General features: G+C 55.0%; 17 protein-coding genes and 1 pseudogene. 16 read left to right on the top strand and 2 right to left on the bottom strand.

The genetic code is table 11. From position 1 onward, the window contains the following. Positions 1 to 149: 149 nt before the first annotated feature. The gene (locus ACA052_RS13925; protein ID WP_497650205.1) at positions 150 to 407 is read left to right on the top strand and encodes a GntR family transcriptional regulator; all 258 of its coding nucleotides are present in this window, start codon (positions 150 to 152) and stop codon (positions 405 to 407) included. Here the strand turns inward: ACA052_RS13925 and ACA052_RS13920 are convergent. Next, positions 387 to 1,289 (bottom strand): LysR family transcriptional regulator, encoded by a 903-nt coding sequence (locus tag ACA052_RS13920; RefSeq protein WP_497650204.1) that lies wholly within the window; start codon positions 1,287 to 1,289, stop codon positions 387 to 389. The genes ACA052_RS13925 and ACA052_RS13920 overlap by 21 nt on opposite strands. A 151-nt stretch (positions 1,290 to 1,440) precedes the next feature. On the opposite strand from ACA052_RS13920, the gene ACA052_RS13915 reads away from it, so the two are divergent. The 14 genes and pseudogenes from ACA052_RS13915 (at position 1,441) to ACA052_RS13850 (ending at position 14,790) form a co-directional block, all read left to right on the top strand. Further along, on the top strand, positions 1,441 to 1,638 hold the full coding sequence (locus tag ACA052_RS13915; protein ID WP_497650203.1) for a tautomerase family protein: 198 nt from the start codon (positions 1,441 to 1,443) through the stop codon (positions 1,636 to 1,638). Positions 1,639 to 1,696: 58 nt separating this feature from the next. After that, positions 1,697 to 1,850: pseudogene (locus ACA052_RS13910) on the top strand (putative quinol monooxygenase); the annotation flags it as partial. A gap of 318 nt (positions 1,851 to 2,168) precedes the next feature. After that, positions 2,169 to 3,578, top strand: a complete 1,410-nt coding sequence (potE, locus tag ACA052_RS13905; RefSeq protein ID WP_497650202.1) for a putrescine-ornithine antiporter — start codon at positions 2,169 to 2,171, stop codon at positions 3,576 to 3,578. Beyond that, on the top strand, positions 3,575 to 5,860 hold the full coding sequence (locus tag ACA052_RS13900) for an Orn/Lys/Arg family decarboxylase (RefSeq protein ID WP_497650201.1): 2,286 nt from the start codon (positions 3,575 to 3,577) through the stop codon (positions 5,858 to 5,860). The genes potE and ACA052_RS13900 overlap by 4 nt, the downstream gene beginning before the upstream one ends. A gap of 353 nt (positions 5,861 to 6,213) precedes the next feature. Continuing rightward, positions 6,214 to 6,843 carry a LysE family translocator gene (locus ACA052_RS13895; protein WP_497650200.1) on the top strand — a complete coding sequence of 210 codons (630 nt, stop codon included), beginning with the start codon at positions 6,214 to 6,216 and terminating at the stop codon, positions 6,841 to 6,843. 253 nt (positions 6,844 to 7,096) lie between these two features. After that, positions 7,097 to 7,696, top strand: a complete 600-nt coding sequence (locus tag ACA052_RS13890; protein WP_497650199.1) for a lecithin retinol acyltransferase family protein — start codon at positions 7,097 to 7,099, stop codon at positions 7,694 to 7,696. A gap of 191 nt (positions 7,697 to 7,887) precedes the next feature. Further along, the gene (locus ACA052_RS13885) at positions 7,888 to 9,726 is read left to right on the top strand and encodes a PAS domain-containing sensor histidine kinase (RefSeq protein ID WP_497650198.1); all 1,839 of its coding nucleotides are present in this window, start codon (positions 7,888 to 7,890) and stop codon (positions 9,724 to 9,726) included. Between the two features lie 17 nt (positions 9,727 to 9,743). Beyond that, the gene (locus ACA052_RS13880; RefSeq protein ID WP_497650322.1) at positions 9,744 to 10,379 is read left to right on the top strand and encodes a response regulator transcription factor; all 636 of its coding nucleotides are present in this window, start codon (positions 9,744 to 9,746) and stop codon (positions 10,377 to 10,379) included. Positions 10,380 to 10,492: 113 nt separating this feature from the next. Beyond that, positions 10,493 to 10,885, top strand: coding sequence for a response regulator transcription factor (locus ACA052_RS13875; protein ID WP_497650197.1), 393 nt, complete (start codon positions 10,493 to 10,495; stop codon positions 10,883 to 10,885). A gap of 363 nt (positions 10,886 to 11,248) precedes the next feature. Beyond that, positions 11,249 to 12,196: a LysR substrate-binding domain-containing protein gene (locus tag ACA052_RS13870; protein WP_497650196.1), complete on the top strand. Its 948-nt coding sequence runs from the start codon at positions 11,249 to 11,251 to the stop codon at positions 12,194 to 12,196. A 231-nt stretch (positions 12,197 to 12,427) separates the two neighbouring features. Beyond that, entirely contained in the window at positions 12,428 to 13,060 is a 633-nt protein-coding gene (locus tag ACA052_RS13865; protein WP_497650195.1) for a carbonic anhydrase, read from the top strand. 69 nt (positions 13,061 to 13,129) lie between these two features. Next, positions 13,130 to 13,606 (top strand): nuclear transport factor 2 family protein, encoded by a 477-nt coding sequence (locus tag ACA052_RS13860; protein WP_497650194.1) that lies wholly within the window; start codon positions 13,130 to 13,132, stop codon positions 13,604 to 13,606. Positions 13,607 to 13,649: 43 nt separating this feature from the next. Further along, positions 13,650 to 14,249, top strand: coding sequence for an NAD(P)H:quinone oxidoreductase (wrbA, locus tag ACA052_RS13855; protein WP_497650321.1), 600 nt, complete (start codon positions 13,650 to 13,652; stop codon positions 14,247 to 14,249). 43 nt (positions 14,250 to 14,292) lie between these two features. Then, positions 14,293 to 14,790: a hypothetical protein gene (locus tag ACA052_RS13850; RefSeq protein ID WP_497650193.1), complete on the top strand. Its 498-nt coding sequence runs from the start codon at positions 14,293 to 14,295 to the stop codon at positions 14,788 to 14,790. Between the two features lie 103 nt (positions 14,791 to 14,893). Here the strand turns inward: ACA052_RS13850 and ACA052_RS13845 are convergent, their stop codons facing one another. Then, complete coding sequence (locus ACA052_RS13845) at positions 14,894 to 15,430, bottom strand: hypothetical protein (protein WP_497650192.1); 537 nt, start codon at positions 15,428 to 15,430, stop codon at positions 14,894 to 14,896. Positions 15,431 to 15,582: 152 nt separating this feature from the next. Here ACA052_RS13845 and cynS point away from each other — a divergent pair, with 152 nt between their 5' ends. Further along, a complete protein-coding gene (gene cynS, locus ACA052_RS13840; protein WP_497650191.1) occupies positions 15,583 to 16,050 on the top strand; it encodes a cyanase in 468 nt (155 codons plus the stop codon). The last annotated feature ends 45 nt before the right edge of the window (positions 16,051 to 16,095 follow it).

Genomic DNA, 16,095 nt, shown 5'->3' with positions numbered 1-16,095 from the left:
CCCTAGTTGATTTGGTGAGCTACCCTGCCCTTTGATGCTTTATGGTTATAACTAAACTAAATGTCTGTTTAGTTTAGTTATAACTGTTGTGACGTCGAAGACGCTACAGCTGGCGCTTCGCTGTGTTGCTTTGCTCCGAGTTGCTGTTGATGTCCAGCGAACCACGGATCAAATGCGCCGGCCTTTACGAACACTTCACACGCACCGATGGCCGAAATCAAGCCGCAGATCAACGAGACCGCCTTCCTGGCGGCGCTGCGGGAAAAAATCGTCAGTGGTCAGTTGCAATCGGGAGCCCCTTGTCGGAGCGCGCGATCTGTGAGGAGTTAGAGGTTTCGCGAACGCCCCTGCGCGAGGCAATCAAGATGCTTGCTCGCGAGATTGCATCACTGCCAAGCCCCACATAGCTTGACCAACTCATCGACCACATACCTGACCTTCGGCCGCAGATGGGACACCTTTGGCCAGACGGCATGTACATCGACAGCTTCGGGTTCATACACTTGCAGAACCTCCACCAGCCTGCCCGCTTCGATATCGTCCTGGAACAGGCTGCGCGGCATCTGGCACAAACCGGTGCCTGCCACTGCAGCGAGAATCATGGCTTCGCCGTCGCCAATCTGATGAGCTGAGGGTGGCGCGTAACGGACGGTTTGCCCTGCCTGCATGACCCGCCACGCCAACGGTTGGCCGCGTCGGTGCCCGACAATGCAACGGTGATGGCTCAGGTCTTCCAGGGTCTGTGGAACACCATAACGCTGCAAGTAGTCGGGGGCGGCACAAATGGCCCAGCGTTGTCGGGTCAGCCGCCGCGCAACCAGACCGCTGGTGTCTTGCAGTTCTCCAAAGCGGACCAACAAATCGATGCCCTCTTCGAAGGGATCAACCAAGTGGTCGGAAAATGTAAGGCTCAGTTGCAACGCCGGGTATTTGTTGGCGATCTCAAACAGCAATGGGGCCACGACCCGACGCCCGAATGCCACAGGAATGTCTACTCGCAGGCGTCCGGAGGGCTCACCAGCGCCGGGCCCCAATCCGCTCTCTGCAGCACCAATTTCCTCAAGGGCAGTAGAACACGCGACGAAATAAGCCTCACCATCCGCGGTCAGAGAAATCCGGCGAGTGGTGCGATGAAACAGCTGTGTACCCAAGCGCTCTTCCAGGCGCGCAATGGCTTTGCCTACGGCGGATTTTGACAGCCCCAGGCGCTCGGCAGCCTGAGTGAAGCTCGTCGACCGCGCGGCCACGACGAACGTGATGACGCCCTGAAACGAATCAATAGGAACCATGCCTGCTCGCTGATTGTAGAGTTTTAGTCTACCCAGATTATAGCCTGAGGCCGTTTATCGCCAGCATACTCAACAGTAGGATGGGTTCTAGAAAGACAACGGTGCACATCACGCACCTCTCTCCAGATCAATGCCCCAAGAGGAATACACCATGCCCGTCGTACGTGTGAGCTGGTTCGAAGGTAAAGAACACGCACAAAAAGCCGCTGTGGCCGCAGATATCACAGAAAGCATCGTTAAACACACCGGTACCGATGCCAACTATATCTATGTCATTTTTGAAGACGTCGCTGCATCCGACTGGGCGGGCGCCGGCAAACTGTATGGGGATGTGCCCGAGAAATCCTGATCCCCATCAGCACCGAATGCATCGGCTCGCCCAGCGATGCATCCTCCACTGGCGTCTTATGACGCCTCTGACGGAAGAATCATCCATGCAACCCTCTCTCCTGCCTGTTCTCCCTCGCTGTAAAACCTCAAGAGTTTCCAGAGTTCAAGGCGCTGATCGCGAACATTGTGGCAGCCACCCGTGCCGAGCCTGGTACCCTGGTTTACGAGTTCCGGTATTGCTGAAGTTATTAAGTCCCGGTTTCTAAATGCTCAGCCTCGCGCTGATCAGTTTCGGTGTCCGTCGACATTCTCGTAGCGCTATCAACTACATGACAGGCGGCGGGCACTTTCCCCTATTCTTGATCGGCTTTCTGATGCTTTGGCTGTCTCCGCGTTGTGGAGCGTCCATGAGTAGCTGTTCGCCGCATTACAATTTTGGCACCCGATACTGCTCTAGAGCAGAGCGCTATCCAATATTCGTATTGCTTGCGGCATCTCAGTTTTTTGCTATAGCTACATCTCCGTCACACAATCAAACGAGGCCACGGAATGTCACTCGCTAAAAAAATGACTGTGGGACAGCTGACAATGTTGACGGCCGTCAACATGTTGGGCTCAGGCATCGTGCTGTTGCCGACCAAACTCGCCGAAGTCGGCGCTATTTCCATACTTTCCTGGCTGGTCACGGCCACTGGTTCGCTCGCGCTGGCCTATGCCTTTGCGCGTTGCGGCATGCTCAGTCGAAAGACCGGTGGCATGGGCGGTTACGCTGAGTACACCTTCGGCAAGGCCGGCAACTACATCACCAACTACACGTATGGCCTCTCGCTGCTGATTGCCAACGTGGCGATCAGCATTACGGCAGTGGGCTATATCCAGGAGCTGTTCCACATCAAGCTCGGTTCCTTGCAAGTGGGTTTGGCGACGATCGCGCTGTTATGGATCACCACCTTCGCCAACTTTGGCGGCGCGCGGATTACCGGCCGAATCGGTGCGATCACGGTGTGGGGGGTGATTGCGCCAGTGGTGATTGTGTCGACTGTTGGCTGGTTCTGGTTTGACAGCAGTATCTACGCCGCTGGCTGGAACCCTCACGGCAAGGGGTGGTTCGAAGCCGCAGGTGCTTCCGTGGCGATCACCTTGTGGGCGTTCCTTGGTCTGGAATCGGCTTGCGCCAACACCGATGCGGTGGAGAACCCCGAGAAGAACGTGCCGATAGCCGTCCTCGGTGGCACCCTGGGTGCGGCAGTGATCTACATCGTCTCCACCAACGTTATCTTCGGTATCGTCGGTAACGCTGAACTGGCCTCCTCCACCGCACCCTTCGGCCTGGTGTTCGCCCATATGTTCACCCCCTTGATCGGCGACATCGTGATGGCGGCGATGGTACTGGCCTGTATCGGTTCGTTGCTGGGTTGGCAGTTCACCATTGCCCAGGTCTACAAGAGCTCGGCGGACACCGGTTACTTCGTGCCGATCTTCGCCAAAGCCAACAAGGCCGGCACGCCGATTGTCGGCATGCTGGTGCTGCTGGCCGCGCAGACCGCGCTAGCCCTTCTCACCATCAGTCCCAACTTGAGCAAGCAATTCGACACCCTGGTCAACCTCGCCGTGGTCACTAACCTGGTGCCGTACATCCTCTCCATGGCCACGTTGATGACCCTGCAAAAGGTCTCCAACGTGCCGGCAAGCAAGGCGTTGGCCACCAACATCATTGCCTGGATTGCGGCCGCCTACAGCTACCTGGCGCTGTATAGCTCTGGCGAGCAGGCGCTGATGCTGGGCGGCGTGGCAACCATCTTCGGCTACACGCTGTTCGGCTTCGTCAATAACCGCCTGATCCGCCTCGAAGCACTCAACAACAGCGTACCGACGCAAACCGTCAGCGCACAGCACATCACCGGTGAACCTGTGCCGGTCAACAACGTGAACACCGCAACTATGGAGATGAGGTCATGACGGAATATAGACACTCCCTCGGAATGCTGACCCTGGTGATCAGCAGCCCGCCGGACAAACGCACGGTCTTCGGTCGCGCCCTGACTCAATTGATCCACGATGTGGAAGAGCGCGCCGTCCATGTACTGGCCTCGGAATCCTTGAGCGACGCGACGTCGATCCTGCGTTCGGATCCGGCGATCCAATGCGTGCTGCTCAGCTGGGAAATGGACACCAGCGAAGGCCACGAGGAATGCATCAAGCTGCTGGTCAGCCTGCGCGAGCGCAACACCCGCGTACCGGTGTTCCTGATCAGCGACCGCAGCACCGCGTCGAGCATTCCGCTGGTGGTCATGCAACACGCCGACGATTTCATCTGGCTGCCCGAGGACACCAGCCGCTTCCTCAGCGGACGCATTCTGGCGGCCATCGAACGCTATCGTCAGGCCGCGCTGCCGCCAATGTTTGGCGCGCTGGTGAAGTTTTCCCGCACCTATGAATACTCCTGGCATACCCCCGGTCATGCCGGTGGTACGGCATTTCTGAAAAGCACCGCAGGCCGGGCGTTCTACGAATTCTTCGGCGAAAACCTGCTGCGTTCCGACCTGTCGATTTCCGTCGGCGAACTCGGCTCGCTGCTTGACCACAGCGGCCCCATTGGTCAGGGCGAGCGTTACGCGGCCAAGGTCTTCGGCGCCCATCGCACCTATTACGTGACCAACGGTTCGTCGACTTCCAACCGCGTCATCCTGATGGCCAGCGTCACGCGCAACCAGATTGCCCTGTGCGACCGCAACTGCCACAAGTCCGCCGAACACGCGATGACCCTGTCCGGGGCGATCCCGACCTACCTGGTGCCGACGCGCAATCGCTACGGCATCATCGGCCCGATCCTCCCGCAAACCCTGAGCGCCGAGGGCGTCAAAGCGGCCATCGCCAACAACCCGCTGGTCAAGCAAGGCATCGATCCGACACCGGTGCATGCCATCATCACCAACTCAACCTACGACGGCCTGACCTACAACGTCACCCGCGTTGAAGAATTGCTGGGCCAGAGCGTCGACCGTCTGCATTTCGACGAAGCCTGGTACGGCTACGCGCGTTTCAACCCGCTGTATCGCGAGCGCCATGCGATGCACGGCAGCCCGGATGATCACGACGCGTCCAAGCCTACCGTGTTCGCCACCCAATCGACCCACAAGCTGCTGGCGGCTTTGTCGCAGGCCTCGATGATTCACGTGCGCAACGGTCGTAACCCGATCGAACACGGGCGTTTCAACGAGTCGTTCATGATGCACGCCTCGACCTCGCCCAACTACGCGATCATGGCCTCGTGTGATGTCAGCTCGGCGATGATGGAAGCGCCCAGCGGGCAGATCCTCACCACTGAATCGATTGAAGAAGCGGTGTCATTCCGGCAGGTCATCTCGCGCATGCACAACGAGATGGCGAGCAAAAACGACTGGTTCTTCAGCTGCTGGCAGCCGCCAACCGTGCAGGTGGGCAACGCCACAGTGCCGTTCCATGAAGTGGACCCGGTGCTGCTGAAAACCGAGCCGAACTGCTGGGTCCTGCACCCGAACGAGGTATGGCACGGTTTCGGCGACATCGAGGAAGGCTACTGCATGCTGGACCCGATCAAGGTCTCGGTGCTTAGCCCCGGCATGGGCGACGACGGCAACCTGCTGGCCTCGGGCATCCCGGCTTGCGTGCTCACGGCGTACCTCGGACGCCAGGGCATCGTGGTGGAGAAAACCACCGACTTCACCATCCTGTTCCTATTCTCCATCGGCATCACCAAAGGCAAATGGGGCACGCTGGTCAACGCCCTGCTCGACTTCAAGCGCGACTACGACGACAACGTCGAACTGGAGCTGTGCCTGCCGGACCTGCTGGTCGGCAATCAAACCCGTTACGCCGGCATGGGTCTCAAGGACCTGGCCGACGAAATCTTCGCCGCCATGAAGCAACACAAGACCACGTACAACATGTCCAAGGCCTTCGGCATGCTCCCCAAAGCCGAATTCAGCCCGGTGGAGGCCTACGAGAAACTGGTGCGCAACGACATAGAACGCGTGACGCTGGAAGAAGCGGCCGGCCGGATCGTCGCGACCGGGATCGTGCCCTATCCACCTGGCATTCCATTGCTGATGCCGGGTGAAAACGCCGGACCCGCGGACGGGCCGCTGCTGGCCTATCTCAAGGCTTTGGAAGCCTTCGACAAATCTTTCCCTGGCTTCACCCATGACACCCACGGGATCGAAAGCGAGGCCGGGGTTTACACATTGCTGGTGCTGAAATGAAAACCGCGGGATCTTCGGCTCCAACGGTAATTTTTAGCGGCTACAGCCTGTGTGCATGAAGCCTTCAGTCATACCGAGAAATGCGACACAAGACCTTTGAGCGACACTGCCAGTCGGGACAATTCCTGACTGGCGGCACTGGTCTGGGCCGCACCTGCGGACGATTGGGTAGCCAGGTCGCGAATGTTGGCAAGTTGAGGATTTCGAATAATTTGGCACACACAACCCTTTTATGAAACTTCATCAGCATAAACTGCCAAAACAACCCAAGTATTGGGTTCAAAACGCAACCACCTGCCCTCCCCCTCGGACCTAGAATTTATCTCCCACACCCGTCACTGAGCTGCTCCAGAATGGAAGATAAAGCGCTGTATCTCTTAGCCCTTTCAATGATCTTTTTAATGCCCGGCCCGGACATGATCCTTCTGCTGCAAACCGGCGCAAAACACGGCAGAACGGCCGCATTGGCAACCGCACTGGGCCTGGCATTTGCGCGTGCCTGCCACGTCACATTGACCGCCTTGGGGTTGGCAACGATGTTTAAAGTGCTTCCTTGGACATTTGATGTCGTTAAATACGCAGGCGCTGCTTATCTACTCTGGATAGGGTTACAAATGTTCAAAAGCAGTGGGGAAAGCTCGTCAATAACTGTTGAGAATCCCGTTGCATCGCCATCCTTGAAGGCAGCTTTGCGGCGTGGTCTTCTGACTAATCTGCTCAATCCGAAAGCGTTACTGTTCAGCTCAATATTGCTACCACAATTCATTGATCCCAATCGCTCCTCTGTATGGGAGCAATTTGCAGTGTTAGGTATTGTCCTCGTCATTACAGGGCTTGCGTTCGACAGTATTTTTGCAACCGCCAGCGCATGGGTTGGCCGCTGGCTGGAGCGAAGCGCGCTGGCGCAACGCATTCAGCAACGGCTATTCGGTACCCTTCTGATCGGATTCTCCGTAAGGCTGGCACTGGTACAGCAAGCCTGAAACCTGCAAATTCGCGCCGATAACGGCGCAAATTTGCTGCACGACTTCAGGGCGTTCGGCAACCTGCTGAACATAACAACTCTCTCTGTTTGGAGGGTCACGTTGTCCGCGTTGAGCGTCACAGTCGGCGCCCCGAATAATACTGAAGTATGAGACGCACATATAAAGTGACTATCGGCTACAAACCTATGCACGACTGATTATTTCTCTCTGGAAAGATACTCTACTTTCAATGGCTCCAGAGGGCTTCATCATGAACAAGCTACTGATGAAAACAATTGGCATTTTATCCTCCCTGGGTTCGATCTATTTGAACTCGGCAGTCGTCAATATGGAATGTGAATCAAACGTGAATGACCCGTTCTTTGAAAACGGATCCCATGCCTGCAACGCTAATAGTGCGCCAACAACATGGAAAGCAGACCCAAAGCATGCAGCCTTCATAGTTCGCGACGCTGATCGTCTGAGCGCAGGGTCGCACCTGGTGAGTCCGCGCAAGTTTTATGTTCATCACGGCATCTACCTTGGTGATGGCAAGGTCGCTCATTACTCTGGATTGAGTGCATCGCTGCAAGCCGGACCGATCGAAGTCACTGACCTGGATCGCTTCGGAAACGGCAGTTCCATCTGGGTACATCAGGAACAGTGCGCCTTTTCCAGCGACGAGATCATTGTACGGGCCATGTCGAGAGTCGGAGAATCAGAGTACAAAATCCTGTCAAACAACTGCGAACACTTTTGCAACTGGTGCATCAACGGCAAAAGCTACAGCGCACAAGTAGCCGAGTATCTCCATCGCCCTTTCCGCTTGGTGCGCATGCTCTTCTCGTCGAAGGCAGGTTTGATTGCTTAGCCTCAGTCGTACATTTTTACAACTTTACGTTAACTGTCTTCACGCATAGATACACGGGTACGACGTCGTTTTTCGGTACGAACCAACACGCTTCGCCATCCGATATGGGTTTTGCTTGCTGCAATTTCGCCAGGGGTGTTCACTGCAATCACCCGTGATGAATTGTATTCCCAGCAGGCCTATTCATTGATATGAAAATCTCAATTGAACCGACGGTAGCTGTAGAAAATCCCGCGCACCCTGCCCCTCATACGCTCCTCCAGAGATTTGGCGCCGCCACGCTTGCAGGCGCCATCTTCATCATCGACACACTCACTTCCATCCATATCGCCATAGCGGTGCTCTACGTCGCCGTGATTCTGATGTCGGTGAACCTGTTTTCCCGCAAAGGTGTGATTGGCGTTTCGCTCTCCTGCTTTGGATTGACGTTGGCCGCTTTTTTTATTTCCCATGGTAGCGACTTCAACAGCTCTGCGTTCGCCCGTTGCCTGGTCAGCCTGTCCGCGATCGGTATCACCACCTTACTGGCACTGAAAAACAAAGCAGCCAATGACGAGTTGCAGGAGCAGGTGCGGATGCTCGCGCAAACCCACGACGCCATCATCGTTCGAGACATGAATGGCATCATCACTACGTGGAGTCCGGGCGCCGAAGCCTTGTATGGCTGGTCCAAAGCACAAGCTATCGGTCAGGATTTTCGAAAGCTTCTGCGGCCTCAACTGACGCTCACCTGGGAGCAAGTGATGAACTCGCTGAATGAAACCGGCCGATGGGAAGGCGAAGTTGTGGAGCACCGATGTGACGGAACACCCGTGACGGTTGTAAGTCGGTGCTCCCTGTCACGGGACGAGAGCAATCAACCAAAAGCGGTTTTGGCCACTCACAACGACATCACCGAGCAAAAAAGGGCCATCAATGCCCTGCGACGCAGCGAAGCGTTTCTGGCTGGTGCTCAATGGCTGAGTCAGACCGGGAGCATTGGTCTGAAAATCCCAAGCGGCGAGATGTATTGGTCTGACGAGGCTCGGCGGATATTCGAGTTCGGCGACGACGAGGAACCGCTGCTGTCCAGCGTCTTGAAAAAAACCCATCCAGATGATCTGGACCTGGTCAAAGTATCGATCAAGCACGCCTATCAGAAAGAGCCTCACATCAAGCTGGAATACCGGCTTTTGATGACCGACGGGCGGATCAAGCATGTGCAAATGCTGGCTCATCCCGTTCAGGATGCCGCCGGGAATTTTGAATACATCGGGGCGCTGATGGATGTCACTGATGCAAAGATGTCTGAGGAAGCACTCCATCGCTCGCAGACAGAATTGGCTCACGTGACCCGGATCACAACGTTGGGGGAGCTGGCGGCATCGATAGCACATGAAGTCAACCAGCCATTGGCCGCCGTGACCACCAATGGCACTGCCGGTTTGCGCTGGTTGAATCGCGAGGATCCAAACATCGACGAGGTGCGCAGTGCGATGGAGCGGATGATGAGCGAGACCCATCGAGCGAGCGAGGTGATTCGGCGTATCCGGGCAATGTCACGCAAGACCGATCCTCAAAGCGTCCCAGTTGATCTCATGGAGGTCATTGAAGAGTCATTGGCACTGGTCGACAGGGAGGTCAGACGGAACAAAATTGTGCTAGACCATCAATACGATACCGAGGCAGCCCGGATTATGGGTGACCGCGTCCAACTCCAGCAGGTCATCATCAATCTGATCATGAATGGTGTGCAGGCAATGTCCAATACCAAAGGTAAACATCGCACGCTCCATTTGCGCCTTAGGCGTTCTGTTACGGGCGAACTGTGCGTTGATGTCAAAGACAACGGCCCCGGTATTTCGCCGCAGGGCATGCCCAAACTCTTCAACGCTTTCTACACCACCAAGCCCGACGGAATGGGTATGGGTTTATCCATTTGTCGATCGATCATTGATGCCCATGGCGGCCGCATCTGGGCAACAAGTGAAGCAGGTGAAGGCGCGGCATTCCACTTGTCCTTCCCTTCCAGCAATGAGGAACCTGCGTGAGCAAAGATACTTCTTCCATGGATAAGGCGGCCATGGACAAGGGCCCTGTTGTCTTTGTGATTGACGACGAGGCCCCCATGCGCGAAGCGCTCAGTAGTCTCTTTCGTTCGGTGGGGCTCCAAGTACAGACTTTTGCCTCGCCGACAGAGTTTCTGCAACTACCCGATCCCGATGCGCCCAGCTGTCTGGTCCTCGATGTTCGGCTTCAAGGCGCCAGTGGCCTGGAGTTCCAACATCAATTGGTGGAATCGAAGATCGCATTGCCCATCATCTTCATCTCCGGACATGGGGACATCGCCATGTCAGTCAAGGCGATGAAAGCCGGGGCCGTGGATTTTCTGGTCAAACCGTTCCGCGATCAGGATTTACTGGATGCCGTCGCCGCTGCTCACCAGAGGGATGCCAAGCGCCGGGAAATCGACCAGCAGGACGCCGAAATGCATGCCTGCTACCAATCGCTGACAGCCCGTGAGCGAGAGGTCATGGCTTACGCAGCCAAGGGTCTGATGAATAAACAGATTGCGGGAGAAATGAATCTTAGTGAAATCACCGTCAAAATCCATCGCGGGCATCTGATGAAAAAAATGCACGCAAAGTCGTTTGCAGACCTGGTACGAATGGCACAAGCGCTGGGGATTGGCCCAAAACGCTGAGCAGCACATACATGTGTATGATTTCTTTTAAGGCTATTGGCAAATAGAGTGGAATTGGCGCGATGGCTTTTCAGCTATTTCGAATCCATTGATGTCGCGCCAGGATCTGCGCAATGAATAAAGTCCCTGTGATCTCCATTGTCGACGATGACGAATCTGGCCGCATCGCACTCAGTAGCCTGGTGCGTTCCATGGGCTGTGAAACCAGTCTTTTTTCCTGCGCAGAAGATTTTCTCGCCTGCGCCAAAAGCTACGGCACGGACTGCCTGATCTCGGACGTTCAAATGCCGGGCATGACCGGCCTGGATCTGCAATCTGAACTCCTCAGTAAAGGGCACGACATCCCCATTATTTTCATCACCGCCTACCCGGAAGAGTCGGTTCGCAAACGTGCAAAATCCGCAGGAGCCATCTTTTTTCTCAGCAAACCATTTGATGGACAAGTGATGATTGACTGTATTGAGCAAGTCCTGAGAAACAGAGAGTCAGGCCTTATCGTAAAATGACAACCGCGATGCGCCCTGTCAAACCCCGCTATTTACTGCAAAATATTAATTGTCTCTTTACCTGCGCCCTCCCCTGACCTACTTAATTAACACCCCCCCCTATACTCAAGTATTAGCCTCTACCACTTATACCTTAGATAAGTGAAACCTACGTAGAAGTGCTAATCAAGTGATCATCATTCACTATACAACCAAGCCAACGAAAGCGGCACTTCAATTAAATATCGGCCTTCAAAGCTGTTTAGTTGATGTGATTATTACCCCCCGCTTAGAGGCTCATAGGCAATGAATCAGATGTCCTTTGAACATCGCTCATTGCGCGCTGACGCACAATGACGGGCCGCAACTCTTTTGGTGATGACGATGAACAGAAACGATCTGCGCAAAATCGACTTCAGTCTTCTGATCGTTTTCGAAACGCTGATGCACGAACGAAATCTTACCCGTGCCGGTGAGAAATTGTTTCTCTGCCAATCGGCGATCAGTGCCTCCTTGAATCGGCTGCGTCAGTTTTTCGATGACCCGCTGTTCATTCGCATGGGTAGAACCATGGAGCCGACGAGCAGAGCATTTGAAATACAACTCGCCTTGACCCCTGCCCTGGACACCATGGCGGCTGCGCTAAGCAACATGAATGAATTTGATCCCTTGACCAGTACCAGCGTTTTCAGAATTGGCCTTTCGGATGATGTTGAATATTCGTTGCTGCCTGCCTTGCTGCGCCAACTGCGTATGGAAGCGCCTCAAGTCAGTTTTGTCGTGCGTCGTACCGACCACTCATTGCTGGCCAATCAGCTGGCGACAGGCGAGGTGTCACTGGGCGTGTGCCATTGCCGCGAACTCCCCGCCAATGCCAAACGAAAATTCCTGCGCAGCATCCGTCCCACTGTTTTAAGTGCCCACACCATGGCGGGTCCTCTGGACCTCAACGAGTACTGTAATCGCCCACACGTCTCTGTTTCGGTCAACGGCGAAGCGTCCGATTACATTGACCGAGCGTTGGGATCTCTGGGGCGGCAACGCCAGATCGTCCTGGCTGTTCCGCAATATAGCGCGCTTAAAACACTGCTTGAGGACACGCAGATGATGGCCGTCGTACCCGATTACGTCGCCAAGGCCATGACGGGGCAAGGTGGTTTGCGTGCGGACCCCGTTCCGATGACGCTACCGGCCCTTGATCTATCCATGTCATGGAGCGCTACGCTGGACAACGATCCAGGCGAACGCTGGCTTCGTTCGCGCTTCAGTCATTACCTGAGCGAAAAAAGTGCAACATTGCTCGAAATAAGTGCAAAAAAAGAAGCGGCTTAAAAATTCAGGCAATAATTCTGGTGAACTAAGCCTAATTATTGCTGTAATTGGTGAGCTAAGTCACGACTCCCCCTTCACTCATGCATGGACAGCATGAAAGCTCATCAACATTAGATTGATCCTATATAACAAATAAATCATTGCTCCCTCTTGTTCTTGGACGATATTTAGCAAGGTCTCTAACATCAGTTTTCGCAATTTAACCCAGACACTTGACGCCGGAACTTGCACATGAAAGCACTCATCGAAGGTTTCATCAAGTTTCAAAAAGAAGTTTTCCCGCAGCGAACGGACCTGTTCAAATATCTCGCCACTACCCAAAATCCAGAAACGTTATTTATCACGTGCTCCGACAGTAGAGTCATTCCGGAGTTACTCACACAGCAAGAGCCCGGAGAGCTATTCGTTATACGCAACGCTGGAAACATAGTTCCATCCTATGGACCGCAGCCAGGTGGTGTCACCGCCTCGGTCGAGTATGCCGTTGCGGTACTCGGGGTCCATGACATCGTCATTTGTGGTCACTCGGATTGCGGAGCAATGACGGCGGTTTCCAGTGGCAAATCGTTGAACCATTTACCGGCGGTGGCGGCTTGGATGAGCTATGCGGAGTCGGCGAAGGTAATGAACGCGACCCGGACCCACGCATCCGACAAGGAACGTGTCAGCTCAATGGTTCGGGAAAATGTAATCGCTCAGCTCTCGAACCTGAAAACCCACCCTAGCGTCAGATTGGCTCTGGAACAGAAAAAGTTGAATCTGCATGGTTGGGTCTATGACATCGAAACGGGGTCCATCGTCGCGCTCGATGGCAGAACCAACAAATTCGTTCCATTGGCGGAGTTTCCGGAAACAACGGCATAGGGTTCACCTGCACCCTAAGCATATTGCCTGCTCGACACACGATGTCCCCACACGTTCGGAGTGAAAATCATGGCTGAATCTGAAACCCGTCCCCCACTGCCCCCTTTCGATCGCGAATCGGCAATTCTCAAAGTCCGGCTTGCCGAGGACGGCTGGAACAGCCGCGATGCAGAAAAAGTCTCACTCGCCTACACACCCGATACCCGGTGGCGCAATCGCGTCGACTTCGCGGTAAACCGGGCCGAGGCCGCAGCATTCTTGACACGGAAATGGAACAAAGAACTGGACTATCGACTGATCAAAGAGCTTTGGGCTTTTACCGATAACCGCATCGCTGTGCGTTACGCCTACGAATGGCACGATGACTCAGGTAACTGGTATCGCTCTTACGGAAACGAAAATTGGGAGTTCGCAGAAAATGGCCTGATGGCCCATCGCTTCGCCTGCGTCAATGACATGCCAATCAAAGAGTCGGAGCGAAAATTTCGCTGGCCGCTAGGCCGTCGCCCTGACGATCATCCAGGGCTCTCTGATTTGGGACTGTAACGAGCGCCGTATGCCAATCGATGCAATGAAAGAGGAAGTGAAGATGGTCAAATTACTGGTTCTCTATCATTCGATGTATGGCCACATTGAAACCATGGCGCAGCATGTGGCCGAGGGCGCTCGAAGTGTTCCAGGCGTAGAGGTCACCGTGAAGCGCGTTCCCGAAGTCATGGATCCTGAAGCTTTCAAAGCGGCACATGGCAAGACTGACCAGGCGGCTCCCGTAGCTAACCCTGCCGAGTTGTCTAGCTACGACGCCATCATCTTTGGCACGCCGACGCGCTTTGGCAATATGTCAGGACAGATGCGCAACTTCCTCGATCAGACTGGCGGCCTGTGGGCCACCGGCGCACTGGTTGGCAAGGTCGCAAGTGTATTTACATCCACGGGTACTGGCGGTGGCCAAGAGATGACCATCACCTCGACGTGGACGACACTTGCTCATCACGGCATGGTCATTGTGCCAATCGGCTATTCCGATCCAGCCCTATTCGATGTATCGCAACCCGGCGGCGGTACCCCTTATGGGGCTTCCACCATTGCAGGGGCTGATGGTTCCCGTCAACCGGACCCACGTGAATTAGGTATTGCTCATCACCAGGGGCAATACGTCGCAAAAATTGCTGCAAAACTCAAGGAATAGATCTACCTCCATAGCAGTCAAGGCACCCGAACAGGGGCGCCTTTTGGAAGAGACGATTGCTAGTCTGTACCAAGGAAAAGTCCGCGTTTTAAGACGTTCAAAAATGGTCAGGCGGGCGATTTATCTCGCTCTCATGATGATCAATAGGGCAGGTACCGGGTGCTTGCCATTCGGAGGCTGCATGAAAAACCTAACAGTTTTAACCGTTATTGTTGGACTTTCGCTTTTCAGCGCAGGTACAACGCGAGCCGACGAGGTCCTCTCACAAACTGGCGACACCACTGCGGGCGCCGCATTTGGCGTTGGAACTGGAGTATTAATTGGCGGTGCAGCTGGCGGTCCTATAGGGGCGTTAATCGGTGCAGGATTAGGAATGCTGGGAGGACGGGAGGTCCAGAAAGCGAGTGGTTTGGAGGAGCGTGCCTACACCGTTCGAAGTCATACAGGTGAAGAGCAGGTAGTGCGCTCTCCGCGCGAAGAATTTGCTATTGGCCAGCAGGTCGATGTCAAAGGCAGACGACTGCATGCCGTTACTCCCTAAAAATTACGGCTGTGAAAGTAGATCGCGCCAGCACCTGATTTTTTCGTCGGCGACTTACATAAATCTTCGCCTCGTCGGCCAGATCGAGGCGAAAGCTTCACCTTCACCACCGTAGCGCTAATAGCCTTGCCAATGCCTCTGGCAGATCGCCTAGCCAATCCCGGAACGGCCGGACCGTTATCGATTCAGGATCATGTGCATGAGATTGCGTGGTCCAGATCACATCGTAACGAGCGAGGATTTCAATCATGTCGCTGCGCCGATAAGCCTTTTGAAGGGCGGCCACCGCAAGTTCTCGAAAGGCTTGTTCGACCCCACCTGGCCATAACACCGCACCGACAGTGCTCGGCACCGTTCCGTACTGATGGATGCGGTGAGCGATCCCGGGGTCGAGTTTTATAGCCTCGCCTTCCTGAAGTAACGCAATTCGCTGTCGACCGGCACGAATATCCAGTTCGCCCTTAAGCGCCACCACCAGTTTTGTTTCCTGACGATGCATCAACGGCAGGTTGTGAGCATGCAGGGGCAAGACAAAACGCATGGCCGTGCCCGCCCCTTCGATATTTGCCTGCGCCACATCAATCCAGACCGGATAGCCGTTGGGGATCAGCAGTAGCGCTTCCGCGTTTTCAACGTTCATGAACACTCCGACATGCATCTATAGGAAGGGCTTATGCGACGTATTGTTTATCGGTCTTGGACGCTATCGAGCAAACGGCAGAAGATTGCTTCACACCCAAGCAACACCAACCTGGCAAACAGCCAACAAGCAAACCCGATAGGAGAAACACCATGCAACAGTCCCACGCTTACAACGACACCAGCCTCGAACTGACCGCGAAAATCCTCGACGCCAAGGCGCGCAAAAACCTGTCCTTCGAACAAGTGACTGAAGGCACCGGCCTTGGCCTGGCATACGTCACCGCCGCCCTGCTCGGCCAGCATCCACTGCCTGAAGCCGCTGCCAAAGTGATCGGCGAAAAACTGGACCTGGACGCCGACGCGGTAGCAAGCCTGCAAATCATCCCGCTGCGCGGCAGCCTGTCGGGTGTCCCAACGGATCCGACGATCTACCGCTTCTACGAAATGATCCAGATCTACGGCACCACCTTGAAAGCCCTGGTTCACGAGCAGTTCGGCGACGGCATCATCAGCGCGATCAACTTCAAGCTGAACATGCAGAAAGTCGAAGATCCAGAAGGCGGTCACCGTGCAGTGATTACCCTCGACGGCAAGTTCCTGCCACTGCGTCCTTTCTAAGGATGCAACCGGACCTGTAAATCGGCCCGCAGCCTTGCGGGCCTG

The sequence above is a fragment of the Pseudomonas sp. LBUM1644 genome, from assembly GCF_059716195.1.
Note: the sequence above shows the minus strand (reverse complement) of the source record. Positions and strands in the feature narration are given on the sequence as shown.

What these genes read in the sequence shown, in the direction of transcription:
- ACA052_RS13925 (WP_497650205.1), top strand. Translation starts at nt 150, where the DNA reads ATGTCCAGCGAACCACGGATCAAATGCGCCGGCCTTTACGAACACTTC.
- ACA052_RS13920 (WP_497650204.1), bottom strand. Translation starts at nt 1,289, where the DNA reads ATGGTTCCTATTGATTCGTTTCAGGGCGTCATCACGTTCGTCGTGGCC.
- ACA052_RS13915 (WP_497650203.1), top strand. Translation starts at nt 1,441, where the DNA reads ATGCCCGTCGTACGTGTGAGCTGGTTCGAAGGTAAAGAACACGCACAA.
- potE (WP_497650202.1), top strand. Translation starts at nt 2,169, where the DNA reads ATGTCACTCGCTAAAAAAATGACTGTGGGACAGCTGACAATGTTGACG.
- ACA052_RS13900 (WP_497650201.1), top strand. Translation starts at nt 3,575, where the DNA reads ATGACGGAATATAGACACTCCCTCGGAATGCTGACCCTGGTGATCAGC.
- ACA052_RS13895 (WP_497650200.1), top strand. Translation starts at nt 6,214, where the DNA reads ATGGAAGATAAAGCGCTGTATCTCTTAGCCCTTTCAATGATCTTTTTA.
- ACA052_RS13890 (WP_497650199.1), top strand. Translation starts at nt 7,097, where the DNA reads ATGAACAAGCTACTGATGAAAACAATTGGCATTTTATCCTCCCTGGGT.
- ACA052_RS13885 (WP_497650198.1), top strand. Translation starts at nt 7,888, where the DNA reads ATGAAAATCTCAATTGAACCGACGGTAGCTGTAGAAAATCCCGCGCAC.
- ACA052_RS13880 (WP_497650322.1), top strand. Translation starts at nt 9,744, where the DNA reads ATGGATAAGGCGGCCATGGACAAGGGCCCTGTTGTCTTTGTGATTGAC.
- ACA052_RS13875 (WP_497650197.1), top strand. Translation starts at nt 10,493, where the DNA reads ATGAATAAAGTCCCTGTGATCTCCATTGTCGACGATGACGAATCTGGC.
- ACA052_RS13870 (WP_497650196.1), top strand. Translation starts at nt 11,249, where the DNA reads ATGAACAGAAACGATCTGCGCAAAATCGACTTCAGTCTTCTGATCGTT.
- ACA052_RS13865 (WP_497650195.1), top strand. Translation starts at nt 12,428, where the DNA reads ATGAAAGCACTCATCGAAGGTTTCATCAAGTTTCAAAAAGAAGTTTTC.
- ACA052_RS13860 (WP_497650194.1), top strand. Translation starts at nt 13,130, where the DNA reads ATGGCTGAATCTGAAACCCGTCCCCCACTGCCCCCTTTCGATCGCGAA.
- wrbA (WP_497650321.1), top strand. Translation starts at nt 13,650, where the DNA reads ATGGTCAAATTACTGGTTCTCTATCATTCGATGTATGGCCACATTGAA.
- ACA052_RS13845 (WP_497650192.1), bottom strand. Translation starts at nt 15,430, where the DNA reads ATGAACGTTGAAAACGCGGAAGCGCTACTGCTGATCCCCAACGGCTAT.
- cynS (WP_497650191.1), top strand. Translation starts at nt 15,583, where the DNA reads ATGCAACAGTCCCACGCTTACAACGACACCAGCCTCGAACTGACCGCG.